This is a genomic window from Escherichia sp. GZ89 (assembly GCF_019366485.1).
Classification (GTDB): domain Bacteria; phylum Pseudomonadota; class Gammaproteobacteria; order Enterobacterales; family Enterobacteriaceae; genus Escherichia; species Escherichia fergusonii.
Map to the genome: position 1 here is coordinate 96,678 of NZ_JAEOHX010000008.1, position 22,160 is coordinate 118,837.

The 22,160-nt window shown below is 51.4% G+C and carries 18 protein-coding genes; 2 read left to right on the top strand and 16 right to left on the bottom strand.

Annotation, left to right across the window (positions count from 1 at the left end; translation table 11 throughout):
• Positions 1 to 9: 9 nt before the first annotated feature.
• From hisS to K0335_RS14190, 7 genes are all read right to left on the bottom strand, one after another.
• On the bottom strand, positions 10 to 1,284 hold the full coding sequence (hisS, locus tag K0335_RS14160) for a histidine--tRNA ligase (protein WP_001107161.1): 1,275 nt from the start codon (positions 1,282 to 1,284) through the stop codon (positions 10 to 12).
• Positions 1,285 to 1,394: 110 nt separating this feature from the next.
• Positions 1,395 to 2,513, bottom strand: coding sequence for a flavodoxin-dependent (E)-4-hydroxy-3-methylbut-2-enyl-diphosphate synthase (ispG, locus tag K0335_RS14165; RefSeq protein ID WP_000551802.1), 1,119 nt, complete (start codon positions 2,511 to 2,513; stop codon positions 1,395 to 1,397).
• Positions 2,514 to 2,539: 26 nt separating this feature from the next.
• Positions 2,540 to 3,556: a cytoskeleton protein RodZ gene (gene rodZ / locus K0335_RS14170; protein WP_160193911.1), complete on the bottom strand. Its 1,017-nt coding sequence runs from the start codon at positions 3,554 to 3,556 to the stop codon at positions 2,540 to 2,542.
• Between the two features lie 290 nt (positions 3,557 to 3,846).
• Positions 3,847 to 5,001 (bottom strand): bifunctional tRNA (adenosine(37)-C2)-methyltransferase TrmG/ribosomal RNA large subunit methyltransferase RlmN, encoded by a 1,155-nt coding sequence (locus K0335_RS14175; RefSeq protein WP_000003319.1) that lies wholly within the window; start codon positions 4,999 to 5,001, stop codon positions 3,847 to 3,849.
• A gap of 149 nt (positions 5,002 to 5,150) precedes the next feature.
• A complete protein-coding gene (gene ndk / locus K0335_RS14180; protein ID WP_000963837.1) occupies positions 5,151 to 5,582 on the bottom strand; it encodes a nucleoside-diphosphate kinase in 432 nt (143 codons plus the stop codon).
• A 147-nt stretch (positions 5,583 to 5,729) separates the two neighbouring features.
• The gene (gene pbpC / locus K0335_RS14185; RefSeq protein WP_104919560.1) at positions 5,730 to 8,042 is read right to left on the bottom strand and encodes a peptidoglycan glycosyltransferase PbpC; all 2,313 of its coding nucleotides are present in this window, start codon (positions 8,040 to 8,042) and stop codon (positions 5,730 to 5,732) included.
• The gene (locus K0335_RS14190; RefSeq protein ID WP_219393876.1) at positions 8,043 to 13,022 is read right to left on the bottom strand and encodes an alpha-2-macroglobulin; all 4,980 of its coding nucleotides are present in this window, start codon (positions 13,020 to 13,022) and stop codon (positions 8,043 to 8,045) included.
• Between the two features lie 205 nt (positions 13,023 to 13,227).
• Here K0335_RS14190 and sseA point away from each other — a divergent pair, with 205 nt between their 5' ends.
• On the top strand, positions 13,228 to 14,073 hold the full coding sequence (sseA, locus tag K0335_RS14195) for a 3-mercaptopyruvate sulfurtransferase (RefSeq protein WP_104919562.1): 846 nt from the start codon (positions 13,228 to 13,230) through the stop codon (positions 14,071 to 14,073).
• Between the two features lie 607 nt (positions 14,074 to 14,680).
• Complete coding sequence (gene timP, locus K0335_RS22500; protein WP_023063708.1) at positions 14,681 to 14,806, top strand: small toxic inner membrane protein TimP; 126 nt, start codon at positions 14,681 to 14,683, stop codon at positions 14,804 to 14,806.
• A gap of 31 nt (positions 14,807 to 14,837) precedes the next feature.
• Here the strand turns inward: timP and sseB are convergent, their stop codons facing one another.
• From sseB to iscS, 9 genes are all read right to left on the bottom strand, one after another.
• Positions 14,838 to 15,614: an enhanced serine sensitivity protein SseB gene (gene sseB, locus K0335_RS14200; protein ID WP_002431664.1), complete on the bottom strand. Its 777-nt coding sequence runs from the start codon at positions 15,612 to 15,614 to the stop codon at positions 14,838 to 14,840.
• A 141-nt stretch (positions 15,615 to 15,755) separates the two neighbouring features.
• Positions 15,756 to 17,039 carry an aminopeptidase PepB gene (gene pepB, locus K0335_RS14205; protein ID WP_000133571.1) on the bottom strand — a complete coding sequence of 428 codons (1,284 nt, stop codon included), beginning with the start codon at positions 17,037 to 17,039 and terminating at the stop codon, positions 15,756 to 15,758.
• A 58-nt stretch (positions 17,040 to 17,097) separates the two neighbouring features.
• Positions 17,098 to 17,298: a Fe-S cluster assembly protein IscX gene (gene iscX, locus K0335_RS14210; protein ID WP_000523616.1), complete on the bottom strand. Its 201-nt coding sequence runs from the start codon at positions 17,296 to 17,298 to the stop codon at positions 17,098 to 17,100.
• An 11-nt stretch (positions 17,299 to 17,309) separates the two neighbouring features.
• The gene (gene fdx, locus K0335_RS14215) at positions 17,310 to 17,645 is read right to left on the bottom strand and encodes an ISC system 2Fe-2S type ferredoxin (protein ID WP_001124471.1); all 336 of its coding nucleotides are present in this window, start codon (positions 17,643 to 17,645) and stop codon (positions 17,310 to 17,312) included.
• 1 nt (position 17,646) lies between these two features.
• Positions 17,647 to 19,497 carry a Fe-S protein assembly chaperone HscA gene (gene hscA, locus K0335_RS14220; RefSeq protein ID WP_001196582.1) on the bottom strand — a complete coding sequence of 617 codons (1,851 nt, stop codon included), beginning with the start codon at positions 19,495 to 19,497 and terminating at the stop codon, positions 17,647 to 17,649.
• Between the two features lie 16 nt (positions 19,498 to 19,513).
• The gene (gene hscB, locus K0335_RS14225; protein WP_000384413.1) at positions 19,514 to 20,029 is read right to left on the bottom strand and encodes a co-chaperone HscB; all 516 of its coding nucleotides are present in this window, start codon (positions 20,027 to 20,029) and stop codon (positions 19,514 to 19,516) included.
• Positions 20,030 to 20,124: 95 nt separating this feature from the next.
• Positions 20,125 to 20,448, bottom strand: a complete 324-nt coding sequence (iscA, locus tag K0335_RS14230) for an iron-sulfur cluster assembly protein IscA (RefSeq protein ID WP_000028953.1) — start codon at positions 20,446 to 20,448, stop codon at positions 20,125 to 20,127.
• A 16-nt stretch (positions 20,449 to 20,464) separates the two neighbouring features.
• Positions 20,465 to 20,851 (bottom strand): Fe-S cluster assembly scaffold IscU, encoded by a 387-nt coding sequence (gene iscU, locus K0335_RS14235; protein WP_000331707.1) that lies wholly within the window; start codon positions 20,849 to 20,851, stop codon positions 20,465 to 20,467.
• Between the two features lie 27 nt (positions 20,852 to 20,878).
• Positions 20,879 to 22,093, bottom strand: a complete 1,215-nt coding sequence (iscS, locus tag K0335_RS14240) for a cysteine desulfurase (RefSeq protein WP_001295373.1) — start codon at positions 22,091 to 22,093, stop codon at positions 20,879 to 20,881.
• Between the last annotated feature and the right edge of the window lie 67 nt (positions 22,094 to 22,160).

Below are 22,160 nucleotides of genomic sequence, written 5' to 3' on the forward strand. Positions count from 1 at the left end.
TCTCCTTCCTTAACCCAGTAACGTGCGCAAATGCGCGGCTACGCTATCCTGCGCGACTGCCGTTTGCTCACCAGAGCGCAAATCTTTCACTACCGCCGTACCGTTAGCCACTTCTGACTCACCCAGTACTACAGCAATACGTGCGCCCCACTTATCAGCGCGGCCAAATTGTTTTTTAAAGTTGCCACCGCCGTGGTTGGTCATCAGTTTCACGCCCGGTAATTCATCACGCAGGCGCTCGGCTAATGCCATTGCCGCAGGCTGTGTGTCAGCACCTGAAGCCACCAGATATATATCGACAACAGGATCGGCTTTAAATTCCGGATTAACGGCCTGAACTAACAATACAAGACGTTCGAGGCCCATCGCGAAACCGACTGCCGGTGTTGCACGACCACCCAGTTGTTCCACCAGACCATCATAACGACCGCCTGCACACACAGTACCCTGGGAACCGAGGCTGTTAGTCACCCACTCGAAAACAGTACGGTTATAGTAATCCAGACCACGCACCAGACGCTGGTTTACGGTGTAAGCGATACCCGCGCTCTCCAGCAGTTTGCACAGACCAGCAAAGTGCTCACGAGATTCCTCGTCCAGATAATCGCCTAATGCCGGAGCGTCGTTGAGAAGCGCCTGCACTTCCGGGTTTTTGGAATCCAGCACGCGCAACGGGTTAGTGTACATGCGGCGTTTGCAGTCTTCGTCCAGTTTTTCTTTATGCTGCTCAAGGAATGCCACCAGCGCATCACGATAATTGGCGCGAGCTTCCAGCGAACCGATAGAGTTCAGCTCAAGAGTTACGTGTTCAGAGATACCCAGCGCACGCCACCAGCGGGCAGTGAGCATAATCAGTTCGGCGTCGATATCCGGACCTTGCAGACCGAAAACTTCGCAGCCCAACTGGTGGAACTGACGATAACGCCCTTTCTGCGGACGCTCGTGACGGAACATCGGCCCGATATACCACAGACGCTGTTCCTGATTGTACAGAAGACCATGCTCGATGCCGGCGCGTACACAGCCCGCCGTCCCTTCAGGGCGCAAAGTCAGGCTGTCGCCATTGCGATCCTCAAAGGTATACATCTCTTTTTCAACCACGTCGGTGACTTCACCAATCGCACGTTTGAATAGCGGGGTCTGCTCTACAATCGGCAAGCGGATTTCACTGTAACCGTAGCTGCCGAGCACGTTTTTCAGTGTGCCTTCAATGCGCTGCCAGATGGCCGTTTCGCCAGGCAGGTAATCGTTCATGCCGCGAATGGCTTGAATGTTTTTTGCCACGTTTATTCTCTTTCTGAATATAAAAATGAACCCTCAACGCGCCCCTCAATATTTCGGGAGCCATGCGGGTTCAATCATACACGGGAAGCGAGGTGCTTCCCATCACGTTATTATTTTTCAACCTGCTGAACGTCAATTCGACGCGCTTCGTCCAGTTGACTGGCTTTCGCGCGAATGCGCGCTTCCAGCTGGTCGATCATGTCATTGTTGTCCAGACGGTCTTTGCGCACGCCGTCTTCATAAAGGCCGCTTTTCTTGTTGCCGCCCGTGACGCCAAGTGTAGAAACCAGTGCCTCGCCAGGGCCATTCACCACGCAACCAATGATCGAAACGTCCATCGGAGTGATGATATCTTCCAGGCGTTGCTCCAGGGCGTTAACCGTACCAATAACGTCAAACTCCTGACGCGAACAGGTCGGGCAGGCGATGAAGTTGATCCCGCGCGAACGGATACGCAGCGATTTCAAAATATCGAAACCGACTTTGATCTCTTCGACCGGATCGGCCGCCAGCGATACGCGCAGCGTGTCGCCGATGCCTTCAGACAGCAGCAGGCCTAAACCAATGGCAGATTTTACTGCCCCACTACGTGCGCCGCCCGCTTCGGTGATCCCAAGATGCAGCGGTTGATCGATCTGTTTTGCCAGCAGACGATAAGACTCTACAGCGAGGAAGACATCAGACGCTTTGACGCTGACTTTGAACTGATCGAAGTTCAGACGATCAAGATGATCAACATGGCGCATGGCAGATTCCAGCAATGCCTGCGGCGTCGGTTCGCCATACTTTTCTTGCAGATCTTTTTCCAGCGATCCAGCGTTAACGCCAATACGGATCGGAATGTTTTTATCGCGCGCGCAGTCAACCACCATGCGAATACGCTCTTCATTACCGATATTGCCAGGGTTAATACGCAAACAATCAACCCCGTATTCCGCTACTTTCAGCGCAATGCGATAGTCAAAGTGGATATCAGCCACTAGCGGTACGTTAACCTGCTGTTTGATGAGTTTGAACGCTTCTGCCGCGTCCATCGTCGGTACGGAGACACGGATGATATCAGCGCCAACACGTTCCAACGCCTTAATTTGATTGACCGTCGCTTCGACGTCTGTCGTACGCGTATTGGTCATGGACTGTACGGCGATGGGGGCACCATCGCCAATCGGCACATTCCCAACGTAAATACGTGTTGATTTTCTACGTTGAATTGGAGCCTGGTTATGCATGAAAAATCTCCCGCGTTACCCGTCTGTTACTGCGCCGGTGATTGTTCGGCATTTAGGGTCAGACGCGCAACCTGGTTAGTTCTGATAAAACGACTCAGATCGACAGGTTTCCCTTGATACTGGATCTGTACTGCGGCTGGCGCACCAATTTTCAGTTTGTACGGAGCCTGGCCGGTTAAATTCAAATTACCGTCTTTACGCTGCATACCGCTAAACAGTTTTTTACCGGTAGCATCAGTGACTTCCAGCCAGCAATCGGCAGTAAAGTTCATCACCAGCGCATTCGGGTCAGCCGCCGGCGTGGTCACGCCTGCCTGATCGGTTGGCAGCGGAGTAGCAGTATCTGGAGTCGTGGTTGTAGCAGGTGCTGCTGGCGCAGTTGTAGCGGTGTCAACATTAGCCTGCGAAGGAGGAACGACGGCATTCTGCTGCGGTTCAGTGACTGGCGTAGGGGTAGAAGCAGCAGGCGTTTGTTGATTTGCAGTGGTATCCACCGGAGCAGCAGGAGCCGGTGTAGCTTCCGGGCCAGTTGTCGTGCTGTTTTCCAGTGGAATACTTTGTGAATTCGTGCCGTTAGCATTTAACTCAGCAGAAGATTGATCAGCCATGGTAGTGATTTCTTCCTGCTGGGCTTTGTGATCCTGCCACCACCAGGCACCGCTCAGGCCAATGACAACAAACAGCACCAGCCAGGTGAATGTCATCAACCAGCCGTCACGTTTTTTGCGGCGCTTACCGAGGGAAAAACTCTGCATTGGCGCAACTTTTGCAGCCCGTAACGGAGCCTGTTTTTCCAGTCCCGGCAGCAGTTCTTCTTCTGGAATATGCACCAGACGTGCATAAGAGCGGATATATCCGCGCAGGAATGTTGAAGCAAGATCGGCAGGTGCCTTATCTTCTTCAATATCGCGTACCGTGGAAACCTTCAGGCAAAGTCGCTCAGCAACCGCTTGCTGGCTGAGTCCGAGTTGTTCACGGGCGTTACGTAGACGAACGCCAGTGGTAAGTGCTTCATTTTGGTCGTGCGTGGCTTCAGTATTCATTCGCGACAGCTGCTGGTACGTGTAAATGAGAATTCAGATGCCGGCGAGCGGTAAGCTCACCCACACCGCGAAACATCAGATCAGTTAGCTTTAATCATACAGTATAAGGCGGTCTTTGTGCTCATGACAAAACAGCCTGGTAGCAAAAGCTAACTTATTGTTGCATCGTTACATACTGCCTTAAAGTCAACAAAAACGCACCGTAATTATTGACCAGGCAATTGAAACAGACTACTTCATTCATAAAACAATACGCCACGGTATATAAAACAACCGTGGCGTAACATTTATCAGACAGAACGAACGTCGATAGCCTCACCCTGCATCCGTTTACGCAGAGTACGTTTCGTACGGTCGATAACATCGCCCGCCAACTGACCACAGGCAGCATCGATATCATCACCACGGGTTTTACGCACAATTGTGGTGAATCCGTAGCTCATCAGCACTTTTGAGAAACGGTCGATACGGCTGTTCGAGCTGCGTCCATACGGCGCGCCAGGGAACGGGTTCCACGGGATAAGGTTGATCTTACACGGCGTATCTTTCAGCAGCTCCGCCAGTTGGTGCGCGTGTTCAGTGCCGTCGTTAACGTGATCAAGCATCACGTATTCAATAGTGACTCGGCCCTGATTGGCGTTAGATTTCTCCAAATAACGGCGCACCGCAGCAAGGAACGTTTCGATATTGTACTTTTTGTTGATCGGCACAATTTCGTCACGAATTTCGTCGTTCGGCGCGTGCAGGGAAATTGCCAGCGCAACATCAATCATATCGCCCAGTTTATCCAGTGCCGGAACCACACCTGAAGTAGAAAGCGTGACGCGACGTTTAGACAGACCAAAACCGAAATCATCGAGCATGATTTCCATCGCCGGAACGACGTTGTTCAGGTTGAGCAGCGGCTCGCCCATACCCATCATCACTACGTTAGTGATTGGGCGCTGACCGGTGACTTTTGCTGCGCCAACGATTTTCGCTGCACGCCACACCTGGCCGATAATTTCCGACACCCGCAGATTGCGGTTAAAGCCCTGCTGGGCGGTGGAACAGAATTTACACTCCAGCGCACACCCCACCTGCGAGGAAACGCAAAGCGTGGCACGGTCGTCTTCGGGAATATACACCGTTTCGACACGCTGATCGCCAACGGCAATCGCCCATTTAATGGTGCCGTCAGATGAACGCTGTTCTTCAACCACTTCCGGTGCGCGAATTTCCGCCACCTCTTTCAGCTTGCCGCGCAACACTTTGTTGATGTCGGTCATCTCATCAAAGTTGTCGCAGCAATAGTGATACATCCACTTCATCACCTGATCGGCACGGAAGGGTTTTTCACCTAAATCTTTAAAAAACTCCCGCATCTGCTGACGGTTGAGATCCAGCAGGTTGATTTTTCCATCTTTTGTGGTGACGTTTTCAGGTGTGACTAATTGTTCAGACATATGCTATTCCGGCCTCGTTATTACACGTTATGGCCCCTGGAGGGTTGAAAAAAGAAACGCCCCGGTGAGCGGCTGCTCGTCCGGGGGCGCTGCATTGTACAAATTCTGGCGCACGGATGCCACGTTTGCACGCGGCATTTATGAAATTATTAACGCGTGCGCGGGCACACTTCGCCTTCGCCGAAGAAATAAGCGATTTCGCGAGCGGCAGATTCGACGGAATCAGAACCGTGGGTACCATTTTCGGTCAGGCTGTCAGCGTAATCAGCACGAAGAGTACCGGCCAGTGCGTTTGCCGGATTGGTCGCGCCCAGCAGATCGCGGTGACGCTGAACGGCGTTTTCACCTTCCAGCACGGAAACCACGATCGGGCCAGAGGTCATGAATTCAACCAGACCATCAAAGAACGGTTTTCCATCGTGTTCAGCATAAAAGCCACGGGCCTGTTCAACGGTCAGGTGCAGCATTTTGGTGCCGACAATTTTGAACCCTGCAGCTTCAAAGCGCGCAAAGATATTACCAATGACGTTTTTTGCTACCGCGTTCGGTTTGATGATGGAAAAAGTACGTTCAATAGCCATGTTTACCTCTGTAAAGTATTCGTTGTTGTCTGTACCTGCGTACGAGATGGCGCGGATTATAAAGAGCATCTGCGCTGTTGACTATTGATAGAGGTAACATTTTTTTAAAATAAAACGAGTTTAAGCAACAAATATGAGCAAAACAGACTACTGCATGACAAATCTCACTGTCGCCACCTGCCCCATTTCGTCCATTACCAGTAATTGATATTCACCCTTCTCGCGAAGTCGCAACGTTAAGCTATGACCACGTTCAGCTAACGGTTCACCATTAAGAAACCACCAGCGTTCGCCTGTTCCTCCGCTTGATTGTACTGGTAATGATGCATCGTTGGCTCCTGGCAAACGTTTGATAATTACCCCATCACGCACACCAATCAACTGCAAAGGTAACTGAGCATCGCGACCATAGGGCGGGCAATTTGTTGATGCTCCAGGTAAGCGTGCAACTCGTCGTTCAGCAGCAGGTAGCCAGGGTTCCAGCGGTAACGGCCAGACATTAATCATTTCTTGTCGAGCCTGAGGACAATCAGCAGCAACACGTTTACCTTGCTCATCAAGCCAGATGGGGAAACGAATCCCACTTATTCCTTCCTGCTCCGGTAAAAGTAATGTTGGTGGCTGGCTACCTTCGAGCAACCAGGTGGCAAGACGACGGCGGCAATTACTGTCACCTTCTGGCAATGATTGCCCACCAGGCCAGCAGATGACACCGCGACTGACAGACTTCGGCCGTGGATCTTCTGGTAGATTTATACTACGCGACATCAGGATGTTATTGGCCTGATTAAGTAGAGGAACTGCGCTGGCAAAGCCAAACTGACCGACAACGGGCGTGCCGTCCGGTCTGCCTGTCCAGATACCGATTACGTAACGAGCGTTAACGCCAATAGCCCATGCATCGCGGTAACCGTAGCTGGTGCCCGTCTTCCATGCCAGAGGCGCAATACGCGGCAGGGAACTGTCCGGCAATGGTTGTGCTTCATCAGCCATGATGCGGCGGATTATCCATGCCGCACCTGGTGACATTAATGGTCGCTCAATTAAGGGAGCGTCAGGCTGTAAACGTAATTTACCTGCTTTGCCGTGGCGGGCAAAAGCGCTATAGGCTGCCGCCATCTCATCCAGACGAGCGCCAGCTCCGCCGAGAATTAACGAAAGATTTGGCGCCGCTCCCGCAGGTAAATACAGAGGCAAGCCAACATTACGCAATTTCGCCGCAAATCTTTTTGGGCCGTAGGCCTCCAGAACTTGCACTGCAGGTAAGTTCAGTGAGCGAACCAGGGCTTCGCTCATGCTGATCGGGCCATGAAAACCACTGTCAAAATTGCCAGGGCGATAATCACCTGTACGCCGGGGAACATCCTGCAACAACGATGACGGATGGATTAATCCTTCATCCAATGCCAAAGCATAAACAAACGGTTTAAGCACCGATCCTGGTGATCGGATCGCGTTAACCATATCGACATGCCCAAAACGGGAATCATCATTAAGATCAACCGATCCTACCCAACCACGCACACTCATATCAGTATGATCAACAACGATCATTGCCAACGAACTGCGTGGTGGTAAGCGACTTTTCCAGTTTTGTGCCAACTCTTCCATCTGTCGTTGTAACCCTGCGTCCAGCGTGGTTACGATTTTGTCGCTTTTGCTTTTACCCAACATCATCCGCGAAAACAGCGGTGCCAGTTGTGGCATTTGTCTCGGCGCCAACCAGACTGGCTCTTCGCGCGACTCGTTAACCTGCTTAACAGACCACACGCCTTGTGTTGCCATACGTTCAAGCACTTTATTGCGCGCAGCTTCAGCACGCTCTGGCCAGCGATCCGGACGCAGGCGGCTGGGGGCCTGTGGCAAAACGGCCAGCATTGCAGCTTCAGAGTAACTTAAATTAGCCGGAGACTTACCCAGGTAAGCCCAGCTTGCCGCACCAATCCCCTGTAACGTACCGCCAAATGGAGCACGGTTAAGGTACAGCGTCAGAATTTCACGTTTGGATAAGTGCCACTCCAGCTGAAACGCACGCCAGAGCTGGCGAATTTTCCCGCCAAAAGTTTTCGGGTGTGGATCAAGCAAACGAGCAACCTGCATGGTAAGTGTGCTACCACCGGAGATCACCCTGCCAGACGTAAGATCTTGCCAGGCCGCACGCACCACCGAGAAGGGGTTAACGCCGGGATGTTTCCAGAACCAACGATCTTCATAGTTGATCAACGCTTCAAGGTAACGCGGCGAAACATCGTCAATGGTGACCGGATAACGCCAGATTCCATCAGCATCGGCAAAACGCCACAATGGCGTACCATCATGAGCAACAACAACACGTGCAGGATCAACTTCCTGTAGCGGAAGAGGCCAGAGTTTATCAGCCCCCCACGCAACAAGAATCAGGAGAATGGGCGCGGCTGCTAACGAAATCCAGCAGCCGCGTTTACTTATCAGGCGACGCATTTACGGTCTGACAACCATGAATCCCTCTGACGCGCCACTTGCCCGCCACTGAGGCGCGTACATTGATTCAACCATTGGTTGCGGTACCTGATAGGTTCCCGGTGTTACTGCACGTGCCAGATATATCAGCGTTACTGGCTGGTATTTATCAACAGCTACCGCCGCGACATAGCGATCATCACGAAACTCTACGTGATTGATATTCGCCTGTTGCATCTGGATAAGCAGATTTTGCACTTTGCTACTACTTTGCTCCAGACTGGCACTACCATTTGCCAGATTCTGGTTTTCCAGTTCCAGTCCGGCTGGCAGCAGATCAACGACCAGAGCATCCGGCACGCTCTTGTTGGCTTTCACCTCCAACCAAACCAACACCAGTTCGCCACTGCGTAATGACTCCAGAGATTTGCTATTGCCGTTCGTATCGAGGATATGACGTTCAATTTGCAGTACGTTACTGAAAGGTTCCGGAGCAGATTGCGGATAACCGCTGGTATCCAGACGCAGCCATAACGGTTGATCGCCATTGTTAGTCACCTGCAATGTGGAGAGCTGATCACTATCCAGATTGCGGGTTTGTGATTTCTCCCCTGTCAGCGATTCGGCAGAAAGTGACGTTTGTGCCTGCCATTTACCTGGTAGATTTTCAAACGTACGCGCGGCCAGGTACAATGCATTCGTTTCTTGCGTTGACAGCCAACGTTTTCCAAACGCCTGTTCTGACAGAGTAAAAAGCAAACTATTTTGCTCGGCAGGAAGTAGTTTATTTTCCTCCAGCAGCGCCAGCATCAGAGCATTGTCGCGCAATGGGCTGCCATAATCTCCCCACCAACTACGTTGGTCACGGCGTGGCGTTTTTAGTGCCAGAGCAATAGCTTCTTCACCACGAGTGACATCGCCCATGTTTTTCAACGCAATACCTAATTGCAGCAATGGTAAACCAGAAGCTGCATCCTCATGACGCCCCCAGATTTCTCGCAGAACACCAAGCGGCGCTTTCTGCTGGCGAGCAAGCACCAACGCTGCATAAGCCTGCACGGCAAACTTACTGGCTTTGAGGTTGTCCGCGTAAGGAATAGACATCATTCCTGGGTCCTGTAAATAGCGCAGCAGACGCTCGTTCCCATGGTTTATGGCCGTCGCTGGTACGCTATACCCCTGCTCTCCTGCACGAATTAAGAAATCCATAACATAAGCAGTCAACCAGTACTCTTCCTGGCTGTCTTTATCCCACAGCGCGAAGCCACCGTTATTACGCTGCATTTGCAACAAGCGTGAAATGCCGATATCCACCGCAGCACGGCGTTTCTCATCACTGTCACCTTTAATCCCGAGAGCCCAAAGCTGCGAGGAATTAGTATAAAGGGATGGGAATAAGCCACTGGTAGTTTGTTCCAGACAACCGTAAGGATAGGCCTTTAACTCTTTGATATAACGAGCAAGGTTAAAGGGTGGTTTCCCACTCAACACCAACTGACCTTCAAGTGTGGCTGGTGAGAAATTGCTCAGACTCTCTGCCGGGAGCGCCCAGGTTTCACCAGGCTGCAGCGCAAAACCATAATTAACGGTTTGTGCCGGGAATGCCGGACGCACGCCTATTTTCCAGTGCTTATGCTGATCGCCAAAGGTTTCACCAGGCAAATCCAGACCACTAATATTGGCCTGTATTTCGCCATCACCGAACCCCGTCAAGGCGCGAACCGGGATAAATAACGTGGTACGCACACCTGGGGCTAATTCTACTGGTGCAGGAGATTCACCTACCAACTCCAGCAAACCACTGGCTGAAACAGTGACATTCAGCTTTTGCGGTTTATCAGTCAGGTTGGTGATATCAAGGGTTAAACGAGAAGTATCACCACTCGCCATAAAGCGAGGTGTATTAAGCTCGGCAATCACTGGCGCTGCAACAACCACCTTACTTTCGCTGCTACCAAAGTCATCTGCTGTCCATGCCTGCGCCATCACCCGCAGTTCACCATTAAAATCGCCAATCGGCAGCGTAACCGTACCTTCACCTTGCTCGTTAAGGGTGACAGGTTGTGCTTGCTGCGCCACAATATTAACGTGATTAACTGGCGGTTTACCGCCACGTTTCAGCTCGTCACCATCGCCACCAAAACGCAATGCCGCAAGACGCCCCTGACTTTCAATAACCTGACCGTAAATATCATAGATATCCACGCCATAGCGTTTCTGACCAAAGAATGCCTGCCACGGATCGGGAGTGACATAATCCGTAATGTTTAGTACGCCACTATCAACAGCAGACACCAGGACATTGACTTGTTTCGGTGTTTCACCATTTTTGTTGCTGGCTTTAATCTTCACCGTGAGAGGTTTATTCGGGCGCATTTTAGCTGGAGTTTCCAGCGCCAGATCGAGACGACGGTTTTCATCGCCAAGCGGCAAATGCAACACCCCAACTGCCCGTTTCGGTGTCGCTGAGCGGGATTTATCCCCCGGACGCACCACCAGCGTACTCAAATAGAGATCATGACGATTCCAGTTTTTATCCACCGGGATACTCAAATCCAACCCTTGTGCAGGAACATCAATTTCTTTCCACCACAACGGTCCTTCGCTGGATTCGACCATTGCATAACCTTTACCTGCTGCTGGCGCAGCAATATGCAGTTTGATGATGTCGCCAGGGCGGTAATTAGCTTTGTCGAGTTTTAACGTCACGCGATCAGGACGCACCGTGCTACCGCCAGCACTGTTATCCTGCCAACTGTATCCCGCCCAAAAGCGAACACTACTGACTGCCTCATTGGGTGCTTTGACTTCCAGACGATATGCTCCCCACTCAACAGGGAAACTGACTTTCCCGGTTTCGTCGGCTTGCAAATCCAGCGACTGCTCGTTTTCTACCAACTCTTTTTGATCAAACTGCGATTGCCAGCCTTCGGATTCAGACCAGTTCCAGTAATAATCGCGACGTTCCCGAATTAGACGAACCTGCAAGCCCGAAACCGGTTTTTTCACGCCCTGCGCATCGGCATAAACGATGTCAAAACTGGCAATACTGTTTTCATCAACCATCGGTTTTTTAACAGTCGTATTGGAGCTGTAGTCGTAGACAGGTTGAGTTGCAAATTGTGGGCGAATACCCGGTAGTGTATCGGCAGGCCAGATCGCCTGCTCTACCCGACGCGTTACCGGACGACCGCCAGATTCCAGCAAGCTGCCCTGGAAAATAACCTGTAATGGGGAGTGTGTTTCTTGCCACTCACTTGAAACATAGACTTCAGCACGCCCACTGTTATCCAGCGACAACTGAGTTTCATCCAAAGTGCGCGAAAGATTTTCAGCGGCAATGTCACCAAATTCGAAGCCAGGCAGTGCAGCAACTGCCTCCCGTAGTGGACGCAGGTAAAGTTGCCCTTGCAATGCATTACCGCTGGCAGGTGCGCCATACAAGTAGTAACCCACCACGGAGAATTTCACGCTCTCTTTTGGCGACAACGGTTTTTTCTTACCCGTCAGATTCAGCGCCATGCGCTCTGGCATAAAATCTTCAACATGGAAATCCCACATTCGATACTGATTATCGCCAGTGTTAGCACGGATATGCCACATTCCTGTAGCTGCGCCACTATCTAACGGATACGTAAAGTGGTAAAGACCATTCTCCGGCTTACTCACGACGCTACGTAGCACCTGACCATCTGGCTTAATGACTTCAAGCTTAATTGGCTGATCTGGCAGTACTTTACCATCGGCATCGCGCAGTAAACCGTTGAGAATAACCGTTTCACCGGGGCGATAGAGATCGCGGGGGCCAAACATAAAGAATTGTTTGCTGAAACCAGGTTCACCAGCAATATCAAACTCAGCTAAATCGAGCGCAGGAAGTTTTAAATCAAGCAGTGTTGTTTGCCCGTCTTTACGCGCTAATAGCAACGCTGCATTTTTGTCGTTTTCAAGTTGTACATGGCCTTCTGCGTCACTGGCTGCTTGTGACAAGGTTTGACCTTTATCATTCAACAGTGTGACTTCAATTCCCTGCTGAGCAGCACCGTTTTCCAGACTCTGGGTAAATACATCCAGACGATTCTGGTAACTGTGAACAGAAACACCGATATCACTGAGAGTAAACAACGTCGCCGGATAGCTATAGTCATAACGCCCCGCCTGGTTCATCACCGCGATGTAAACTCCCGCCTGCTGCAGCGGCTTAATATCACTCAAAGGAAGTTGTAATTTCTCGCGGGTATTACGCGTCGGATTCAGATCAAAACGTCCGGTATAGACCAGGTCCGCCATCTTCAGCAATTTATCTGACTGCCAGTTTTCCATCGAGTTACGGTAGTTCCACTGGCTAACAAATGAAGGTAATGTCTCTGGTTTGATGCGAAAAAAGTTAACGTCAACGCTATTAACATTTAGTGCCAGTACCGGTAGACCTTCAGCGATTTTTCCTGGAAGTAACGAGCCGCGACTGGCAAATCCGACACTGGGCTGAATATTACGGGTAGTAATGGTTTTCTGGTAATCAATGCCGAACGCAGCGTTATTTAACCCTTTTAGTTCACGTCTTACTGCCACCACCAACTCACGCTGAGGTTCCAGATGCCGTAAACGCAATTCCTTGAGATTGTCAGAGAGCTCCCATGCACCATCAACTGTGCCGCTCCTGGTGTCGACTACAGTGACAAGACGAGAGAAATCTTGCTCCGGATCTAAAGGAATAGAGAATGTCAGCAGTAATGTTGCCGCCCCCTCTAACTGTACTTCCGAGAGGTCGAGCAAAGCCAGCGACTTTCCAGCACTTTGCTGAGCAAGTTTTTGCCGTTTTTCAAGCGATTGTGAAGAAGGCTTCGCCGGACTGGTAGCCTCTGTTGAGGTATTATTTTTTTCAGATGCTGCCTGCTCTGCTGGCGGGTTAGTTTTACCCGTCGCTGATGTTTTATCGTTGTTGTCGCACCCCGAAAGGGCCAGCAGCAACATACAGGCTACTACATTTAACTTTCTCATCTTTCATCCCTGCCCTGATGGCCCATAGCCACGTCGAGTAATTATTATGCGTGAGAATTATCGTTATGTAATTGAGTATCACGTCCGCAGAGTCTGAATTTTAGTGCGAAATGTGGCTTAAGCAGCCAAATTAATCCCTTTTGCTTGTCGCTTTACGCTAAACCACCGACAATTTATCAGTAACCCGGCAACAATGGAGATGTCTATGACCACAACCTGGTTTGTTGCAGCCGACTGGCTCGCCGAGCATATTAACGATCCGGAAATTCAAATTATTGATGCCCGTATGGCTCCACCTGGGGAGAAAGAGCGTCATGTTTTACAGGAGTACCGCGAAGGACATATTCCTGGTGCCGTCTTTTTCGACATTGAAGCCCTTTCTGATCACACGTCCTCCCTTCCACATATGATGCCGCGCCCGGAGGCATTTGCCGTCGCTATGCGCGAACTGGGCGTTAATCAGGATAAGCATTTGATTGTATACGATGAAGGTAATCTCTTTTCCGCGCCACGCGCATGGTGGATGCTGCGCACTTTTGGTGTCGAAAGAGTATCGATACTCGCTGGCGGATTAACAGGATGGCAACGCGATGAGCTACTTCTGGAAAAAGGAGATGTGGAACTACCAGAAGGCGAGTTTACAGCAAAATTCACCCCAGATGCGGTAGTAAATGTCACGGACGTTCTGTTGGCAAGCCATGAAAAAACGGCGCAAATTATTGATGCCCGCCCGGCTGCACGTTTTAACGCAGAAGTTGATGAGCCTCGCGCAGGTTTACGTCGCGGACATATTCCCGGTGCACTGAATGTTCCGTGGACGGAACTGGTGCGCGAAGGCGAACTGAAAACGACCGATGAACTGGATGCGATATTTTTTGGTCGCGGCGTCAGCTACGACAAACCAATTATCGTCAGCTGCGGCTCTGGTGTAACGGCGGCCGTGGTTTTGTTGGCACTCGCGACACTCGATGTGCCAAACGTGAAACTGTACGACGGCGCATGGAGTGAATGGGGTGCACGAGCAGATTTACCGGTTGAGCCAGTGAAATAAGCTTTATACAGGCAATAAAAAACCGCCAAATTTGGCGGTTTTTTATTGCTGGTCTGGTTCGCGGCCTTTCCAGCAGGTTGTATTACTGCAAGTGTATCTCGTCTACTCAATACTCGCTTTATGCATCAACGATGTCAAGTAGATAAAAAAGGATAGATTTTGAATTCATTTGGCTTATCAGTCCGAATTCAGACAAATATAAACAAATCCCGCTCAATATTTAAAATACTAACCGGTAAAAGATATTACTTAAACGTGTAAATTCACTTTTCTTAAAACAACAAAAAACCGCCAAAATCAGGCGGTTATTTGTTGCCGGTCTGGTTCGCAGCCTTTCCAGCAGGTTCACTTGTGTTGCATGAACAACGCAGGTGCCTCACAGCAAAATAATAATCGTTGTTAAGAAATTTTGTGTCAAGTAAAAAACGAGTAATTATTTTTCGGTTAGCGTATTATCGACAACGGCCCTTTCCGCCGTCTCGCAAACGGGCACTGGCTTTAGGAAAGGATGTTCCATGACCGTAAATGCAAGTGTATCTCGTCGCTTGCTATCGCGGCAATATCGCCAGTGGTGCTGTCGTGATGTGGTCTTCGCATGGACCGCACAATGAAGATACGGTGCTTTTGTATCGTACTTATTGTTTCTGGTGCGCTGTTAACCGAGGTAAATAATAACCGGAGTCTCTCCGGCAACAATTTACTGGTGGTTAACAACCTTCAGAGCAGCAAATAAGCCCGAATGCCGCCCTTTAGGGCGGCATATTTTAGATTATCCGGTTCTGTTTAAAGTCACGCAAAAAACCACCCCAGCGACGTTCATAGAATGGCGCAATATGTTCGGTAATAAAGTGGCTAATTCCTTTTTCCCCTTTTTTCACCTGACAAATATCGATGGGTTCATCGCCAGGTAATGTATCGGTCGCTACACTTCCCGCCGCCTGAATAATTTCTTCGATATCACCATCGGCTTCAATGCCAATAAGTAAATTAGGCTGTGCCTCTTCGTTCTCTTTAATTGAACAAATAAAAGCACGCTTCACTGGCTTAATGGTTTTAAACAAGGTGGTGAGTGAATCAATCATTTGTACTGGCGGCTCTGCGACTTCCGATAATATCAGCGATTCACCGCCTTCCAGTACTTCCTGACTACTCAGCGGACTCCCTTCTTCACCAATCAACAAACTGATTTCACGCGGCATAAATTCTTTACCGGTTGGCAGTTTGGCATTAAGGAAGAGCGTTTCACCAAGGGTCATCTCAAACAATGTGCGAACGGGCATTACGACAAATGCCTGTTCGTCTTCAACCGCCTGTTGAAGTGCTTCTAACGAGGTAAAAAAAGGAATGACGCTGGTGCCGTCTTCTTTTTCCCAGTGCTGTAAATCAAGCGCGCTATCTTCAACCACAGCCTCGCCCTGCGCCGCCGTACCAGGCACCCAGACGGTGGATTCCAGTAGAGTACGGAAAAAGGCCGGGCGGTGCGCCGGTTCGGTTGCTGCTTTTTCCAGCAGGTCTTCAAGTTCGTTTTTTGTTTCGGACATAAGAACCACAATTCAATCAACGTTCGGGGCACAAGTGCCTGATGCGCTACGCTTATCAGGCCTACAATGGATTCGCAATTTGTTGAATTTGCAGAATTTGTAGGCCGGATAAGGCGTTTACGCCGCATCCGGCATATTAGTTTACGCCGTTAACAGATTAGCTATCGTGCGCACACCAAGTCCCGTAGCGCCCGCAGACCACTGTTCAACCGGCGCTTTACGGTAAGTCGCCGAGCAGTCGATATGCAGCCAGCCTTGCTGATAGTTCTCAACAAAGTGCGACAGGAAGCCCGCCGCCGTGCTCGCGCCTGCCGGATACGCCGCACTTCCGGTATTGTTCAGTTCGGCAAAGTTAGACGGCAGCTGGCTGCGGTGGAACTCCGCCAGCGGCAGACGCCAGAATGGTTCGTTCTCTTGTGAGGCACTCGCCAGCAAACGACCGGCAAGCGCATCGTCAAAACTGAACAGCGCGTGATAATCATTACCCAGCGCAGTTTTCGCCGCCCCGGTGAGGGTCGCCGCATCAATGATCAGTTCCGGTTTCTGCGCACTGGCATCAATCAGACCATCGGCCAGAACCAGACGCCCTTCCGCATCGGTGTTCATGACTTCGACTTTTTTACCGTTGCGATAGGTAATGATATCGCCCAGTTTGAACGCGTTGCCGCTGATCAGGTTATCCGCACAGCAGAGGAACAGCTTCACGCGCTTGTTCAGACCGCGCGTAATGGCAAATGCCAGCGCCCCGGTAACCGTTGCCGCACCGCCCATGTCAGACTTCATTGAGTCCATAAACGCGGTCTGTTTGATGCTGTAGCCGCCGGAATCAAAGGTGATGCCTTTACCTACCAGGCACGCGTACACCGGCGCTTCTTTATCGCCAGTTGGGTTATAATCCAGCGCCAGCAATACCGGGGAACGTTCTGAACCACGCCCGACAGTGTGCAGCCCCATATAACCTTGATCACGAAGATCTTCACCTTTGGTGATCCGGTAAGTCACACGATCGCCTGCGACGTTGCTGATCAGATCAACAGCACGCTGTGCCAGTTGCGATGGCCCCAGTTCTTCTGCCGGTGCGTTGATGGTGTCACGCACCCAGTCGATGATCATCAGGCGGTTATCCAGTTCCTGACGCTGGGCATCGTCCAGATCCGGCCACTCCACTTTACGCGTGCCTTTCGGGGCTTTGTAACCTTGCCAGAATGCCCAGCAACGATCCGCATCCCAGCCTTCACCGCTTAGCTGAACATGCTTGATGCCCAGACCGTCAATCTTGCGCGCCGCACGCTGGATCAGCCCCAGATCGTCTGCCCCGTTCAAATGCAGGGTAATACCATCATTATTAATGCTGTAAGTCGCTTTTTCTCCCCAGCGCGCGTCGGCAGGTTGGGTCGAGAGGGTAATCTTCATCGCTTCTGTCATTTTAGTTATCCTTATTCGTTTAACAGCAAAACGGGCTACCCCCAGGCAGCCCGTTCATTCACTCGGCTTCGTCCAGCCAGACTAATAAAATCGCTTCGAGGATTTTCTCGTTGGACGCCTGCGGGTCGTCGTCGAAATCTTCCAGATCGCAAATCCACTGATGCATATCGGTGAATCGAACCGTTTTCGGATCAAGATCGGGATATGCATCGTACAGTGCTTCGCCAATTTCGCGGCTATCGGTCCACTTAAGTCCCATACTAACCTCTGTTAATGCTCACGCGCATGGTTGATAGTGTAACGCGGAATTTCGACCACTAAATCTTCATCGGTAACGCGCGCCTGGCAGCTTAAACGGCTTTCCGGCTCCAGCCCCCAGGCTTTGTCCAGCATGTCGTCTTCCTGCTCTGAGCTTTCCGGCAGCGAATCAAAACCTTCACGAACGATGCAGTGGCAGGTGGTGCAAGCACAGGATTTTTCACAGGCGTGTTCAATCTCGATGCCGTTACGCAGCGCAACGTCGAGAATGGTTTCACCGCTATTCGCTTCCAGAACAGCGCCATCAGGACAGAGATCCTGATGAGGTAAAATAACAATCTTTGGCATATTAAACCTCGTCCACGGAATGGCCCTTCAGCGCACGACGAACCGACTGGTCCATGCGGCGAGCGGCGAAATCCTGGGTTTGTTTGTCTACGTTTTTAATCGCTTGTTCGATGGCGTCAACATCATCGCCCTGCGCCACTTCACTCAGGTGAGCGGCAGCATCGTCAATGACCTGACGTTCTGCGGCGCTTAACAGCGCGGCATCAGCAGCCAGCGCGCCGTGCAAACTTTCCAACACACGCGCCGCTTCTACTTTTTGTTCAGCCAGCATACGGGCTTTTACGTCCTGCTCGGCATAGCTCATTGAGTCTTTGATCATCGAGGCGATTTCACTGTCGGTCAGACCATAAGACGGTTTAACCTGAATAGACGCCTCAACGCCAGTGGATTTCTCCATCGCCGTCACGCTCAAAAGACCATCAGCATCGACCTGAAACGTTACGCGAATATGCGCGCCGCCAGCCGGTAGCGCCGGAATACCACGCAGCGCAAAACGCGCCAGCGAGCGGCAGTCCTGCACCAGCTCACGCTCACCCTGCATTACATGGATAGACATCGCCGTCTGACCATCTTTAAAGGTGGTGAAATCCTGGGCGCGCGCCACCGGAATCGTGGTGTTACGCGGGATCACTTTCTCCACCAAGCCACCCATAGTTTCCAGGCCCAGCGACAGCGGGATCACATCAAGCAACAGCATTTCGCTGTCCGGCTTGTTACCCACCAGAATATCCGCCTGAATCGCCGCGCCAATAGCGACGACTTTATCCGGGTCGATGGAAGTCAGCGGTGGACGACCGAAAAATTCGCCCACTCGTTCACGCACCAGCGGCACGCGGGTAGAACCACCAACCATAACCACTTCCAGCACTTCATCAGCTTCTACGCCCGCGTCTTTCAGCGCACGACGACAAGCCAGTAAGGTTCGTTTTACCAATGGCGCGATCAATTCATTGAATTGTTCACGGCTGATTTCACCCTGCCAGCCCGCAACATTCACGGTCACAGAGTCCGCATCGCTCAGCGCGATTTTGGCCGCAATGGCGGCATCCAGCAGTTCACGCTGAACGCGGTTATCACTACGGTCAGGAATGCCCGCCTGTTCGCGAATGTAATCCGCCAGCAGATGGTCGAAATCATCGCCGCCGAGCGCGGAATCACCGCCGGTCGCCAGCACTTCGAACACGCCGCGACTTAAGCGCAGAATGGAAATATCAAACGTCCCGCCACCGAGGTCATAAACAGCGATCACGCCTTCCTGACCGGAATCCAGTCCGTAGGCGATAGCCGCAGCGGTCGGTTCGTTAAGCAAGCGCAGAACATGTAGCCCCGCCAGACGCGCCGCGTCTTTGGTGCCCTGACGCTGGGCATCGTCAAAGTACGCCGGAACGGTGATAACGACACCATCCAAGTCGCCTGCCAGGGCTTCAGTTGCCCGCGCCGCCAGTGCTTTGAGGATGTCCGCAGAAACGCGCACCGGATTCAGCAATCCCGCTGCTGTTTCAATCATCGGCAAGCCGTTTTCGCTGGCCTGGAATTGATAAGGCAAATGCGGGTAGCGTTGCTGGATATCAGCCAGCGAGCGCCCCATCAGGCGTTTAACAGAACTAATGGTGTTGGCGGTGTCAAGCGCTGCGTTAGCGCGCGCGTCATAACCCACCGAATGCCCCTGCTGTTGATAGTGAACAACAGAGGGCAGCAGGTGACGGCCTTCATGGTCGGCTAACGTTTCGGCCTGACCGCTGCGTACTGTCGCCACCAGCGAGTTGGTTGTGCCCAGGTCAATACCGGCCGCCAGACGACGCTGATGCGGCGCAGCACTCAAACCAGGTTCACTAATTTGTAATAAGGCCATGTTTAGCTTCCAGAAATTAAAAATCGAGCAGTTTTTCTTCGAGTTGTTCGGCACTGCTTCGCAGTTTATCGAGAAAACGCAGCTTACGCACGGTATCCGCCGCCGCGTCCCACGTCTCGTTGTCTAACTGTTCAACCATCAACTGATGGCGGGTATCAAACATCTTTTTCACACGTTTGATAAAGCTTTCCAGCCGTGCTTCATCTTTCGCCTGTTCGATCTCGTCCAGTTCTTCGCGAAGCTCCAGCTGTTCCATCAGGAACGCGGTGTCGCGCACAGTATGCTGCTCGCTGGCGAGATCAAAACCGTGCAAAGAAAGTAAATATTCCGCGCGCATTAACGGATGACGCAGCGTTTGCCAGGCCTGGTTAATGGTTGCAGATTGCTGTACGGCGGCGAGTTGTTCCGCCTGGCTTCCGCTGGCGAATTTATCAGGATGATACTGACGTTGTAGATCCTGAAAACGCAGGCTCAGTGCCTGGGTATCGAGTTGATAACGGGCAGGCAAGCCAAAGAGGGTGAAGTAATCCATAACATTCTCAGGGCTGCGATCCGCCGCAATAACGACGAATCAGGTAAAACAAACCCCACGCGCAGCTGACCACGGTGGGGTTATCGGTATGCGCATCAAACGTGGAAGCTTTCGCCGCAACCACACTCATCTTTGACGTTCGGGTTGGTAAATTTAAACCCTTCGTTCAGGCCTTCTTTTACGAAATCCAGTTGCGTACCGTCCAGAAATTGCAGGCTTTTGCCATCGACCACGACTTTCACGCCTTTGTCTTCAAACACGATGTCTTCCGGCGTCGGTTCGTCAACAAATTCCAGTACATAAGCCATACCTGAACATCCGGAGGTTCTCACACCCAGACGCAGGCCAAACCCTTTGCCGCGGTTAGCCAGAAAGGTATTTACTCGCGCTGCTGCACTGTCGCTCAGTGTAATCGACATAACCAAACCTCAACTCTTATTTTGCTTCACGTTTGCTTTTATAGTCCGCAATGGCGGCTTTGATCGCGTCTTCTGCCAGAATAGAACAGTGAATTTTCACCGGCGGCAGTTCAAGTTCTTCAGCAATATCGGTGTTTTTGATCGCCTGTGCTTCGTCGAGAGACTTCCCTTTCACCCATTCGGTGACCAGGGAGCTGGAAGCGATAGCGGAACCGCAGCCGTAAGTTTTAAAACGCGCGTCTTCAATGATACCTTCATCGTTGACTTTAATCTGCAACTTCATCACGTCGCCACAGGCCGGTGCACCCACCATGCCGCTGCCCACGTTCTCGTCGTTGTTGTCGAAGGAACCCACGTTACGCGGATTCTCGTAATGATCGATAACTTTTTCGCTGTAAGCCATTATAAATTCTCCTGATTCCGATACCGATTAATGATGTGCCCATTCGATGCTGTTCAGATCCACGCCCTGCTTGTACATTTCCCACAGCGGAGAAAGGTCACGCAGACGACCGATGGATTTACGAACTAACTCGATGGTGTAGTCGATCTCTTCTTCAGTAGTAAAACGACCTAAAGAGAAACGGATAGAGCTATGTGCCAGCTCGTCGTTCAGCCCCAGCGCGCGCAGCACGTAGGACGGTTCGAGGCTTGCTGACGTACAGGCAGAACCGGAAGAAACCGCAAGGTCTTTCAGCGCCATAATCAGCGACTCACCTTCAACGTAGTTAAAGCTGACGTTGAGAATGTTCGGCGCACCGTGTTCCAGGTCACCGTTCAGGTAAACTTCTTCGATATCTTTGATGCCGTTCCACAGACGGTTACGCAGGCCGCGCAGACGTTCCATCTCGGTCGCCATCTCTTCTTTTGCGATGCGATAGGCTTCGCCCATCCCGACGATCTGGTGAACTGGCAGAGTACCGGAACGCATACCGCGCTCGTGACCGCCGCCGTGCATTTGTGCTTCGATACGTACGCGCGGTTTACGACGCACATACAGCGCACCGATACCTTTCGGGCCGTAGATTTTGTGACCGGAGAAAGACATCAGGTCAACTTTCAACTGGCTCAGGTCGATAGGCAGTTTGCCCACGCTCTGGGTTGCATCAACGTGATAGATAATGCCACGAGCACGGCACATTTCGCCGATAGCCGCGATATCCTGCACCACGCCGATTTCGTTATTTACGTGCATGATGGAAACAAGGATGGTGTCGTCACGCATCGCTGCTTCGAGTTCTTTCAGGTCGATAATACCGTTACGCTGCGGTGCCAGGTAGGTGACTTCAAAACCTTCACGCTCCAGCTGACGGCAGGTATCCAGTACCGCTTTGTGTTCGGTTTTGCTGGTGATGATGTGCTTGCCTTTTTTCTGATAAAAGTTAGCAGCACCTTTGATCGCCAGGTTGTCAGACTCGGTAGCACCAGAGGTAAAGACGATTTCACGCGGATCAGCGCCAACCAGATCGGCAATCTGATTACGAGCGATATCTACCGCTTCTTCAGCTTGCCAGCCGAAACGGTGAGAACGGGAGGCCGGGTTACCAAAGGTTCCGTCCATCGTCATAAACTGCATCATTTTCTCGGCAACACGCGGGTCCACCGGCGTGGTTGCGGAGTAGTCGAGATAAATCGGTAATTTCATTGCTCTATAAACTCCGTACATCACTCAATGCAAGGAACCAGGCTACCGGCTGGATGTACGACCGTGT

What these genes read in the sequence shown, in the direction of transcription:
- iscA (WP_000028953.1), bottom strand. Translation starts at nt 20,448, where the DNA reads ATGTCGATTACACTGAGCGACAGTGCAGCAGCGCGAGTAAATACCTTT.
- iscS (WP_001295373.1), bottom strand. Translation starts at nt 22,093, where the DNA reads ATGAAATTACCGATTTATCTCGACTACTCCGCAACCACGCCGGTGGAC.
- iscX (WP_000523616.1), bottom strand. Translation starts at nt 17,298, where the DNA reads ATGGGACTTAAGTGGACCGATAGCCGCGAAATTGGCGAAGCACTGTAC.
- timP (WP_023063708.1), top strand. Translation starts at nt 14,681, where the DNA reads ATGAAGATACGGTGCTTTTGTATCGTACTTATTGTTTCTGGTGCGCTG.
- sseB (WP_002431664.1), bottom strand. Translation starts at nt 15,614, where the DNA reads ATGTCCGAAACAAAAAACGAACTTGAAGACCTGCTGGAAAAAGCAGCA.
- rodZ (WP_160193911.1), bottom strand. Translation starts at nt 3,556, where the DNA reads ATGAATACTGAAGCCACGCACGACCAAAATGAAGCACTTACCACTGGC.
- ispG (WP_000551802.1), bottom strand. Translation starts at nt 2,513, where the DNA reads ATGCATAACCAGGCTCCAATTCAACGTAGAAAATCAACACGTATTTAC.
- hscA (WP_001196582.1), bottom strand. Translation starts at nt 19,497, where the DNA reads ATGGCCTTATTACAAATTAGTGAACCTGGTTTGAGTGCTGCGCCGCAT.
- pbpC (WP_104919560.1), bottom strand. Translation starts at nt 8,042, where the DNA reads ATGCGTCGCCTGATAAGTAAACGCGGCTGCTGGATTTCGTTAGCAGCC.
- hscB (WP_000384413.1), bottom strand. Translation starts at nt 20,029, where the DNA reads ATGGATTACTTCACCCTCTTTGGCTTGCCTGCCCGTTATCAACTCGAT.
- iscU (WP_000331707.1), bottom strand. Translation starts at nt 20,851, where the DNA reads ATGGCTTACAGCGAAAAAGTTATCGATCATTACGAGAATCCGCGTAAC.
- sseA (WP_104919562.1), top strand. Translation starts at nt 13,228, where the DNA reads ATGACCACAACCTGGTTTGTTGCAGCCGACTGGCTCGCCGAGCATATT.
- K0335_RS14190 (WP_219393876.1), bottom strand. Translation starts at nt 13,022, where the DNA reads ATGAGAAAGTTAAATGTAGTAGCCTGTATGTTGCTGCTGGCCCTTTCG.
- fdx (WP_001124471.1), bottom strand. Translation starts at nt 17,645, where the DNA reads ATGCCAAAGATTGTTATTTTACCTCATCAGGATCTCTGTCCTGATGGC.
- pepB (WP_000133571.1), bottom strand. Translation starts at nt 17,039, where the DNA reads ATGACAGAAGCGATGAAGATTACCCTCTCGACCCAACCTGCCGACGCG.
- K0335_RS14175 (WP_000003319.1), bottom strand. Translation starts at nt 5,001, where the DNA reads ATGTCTGAACAATTAGTCACACCTGAAAACGTCACCACAAAAGATGGA.
- ndk (WP_000963837.1), bottom strand. Translation starts at nt 5,582, where the DNA reads ATGGCTATTGAACGTACTTTTTCCATCATCAAACCGAACGCGGTAGCA.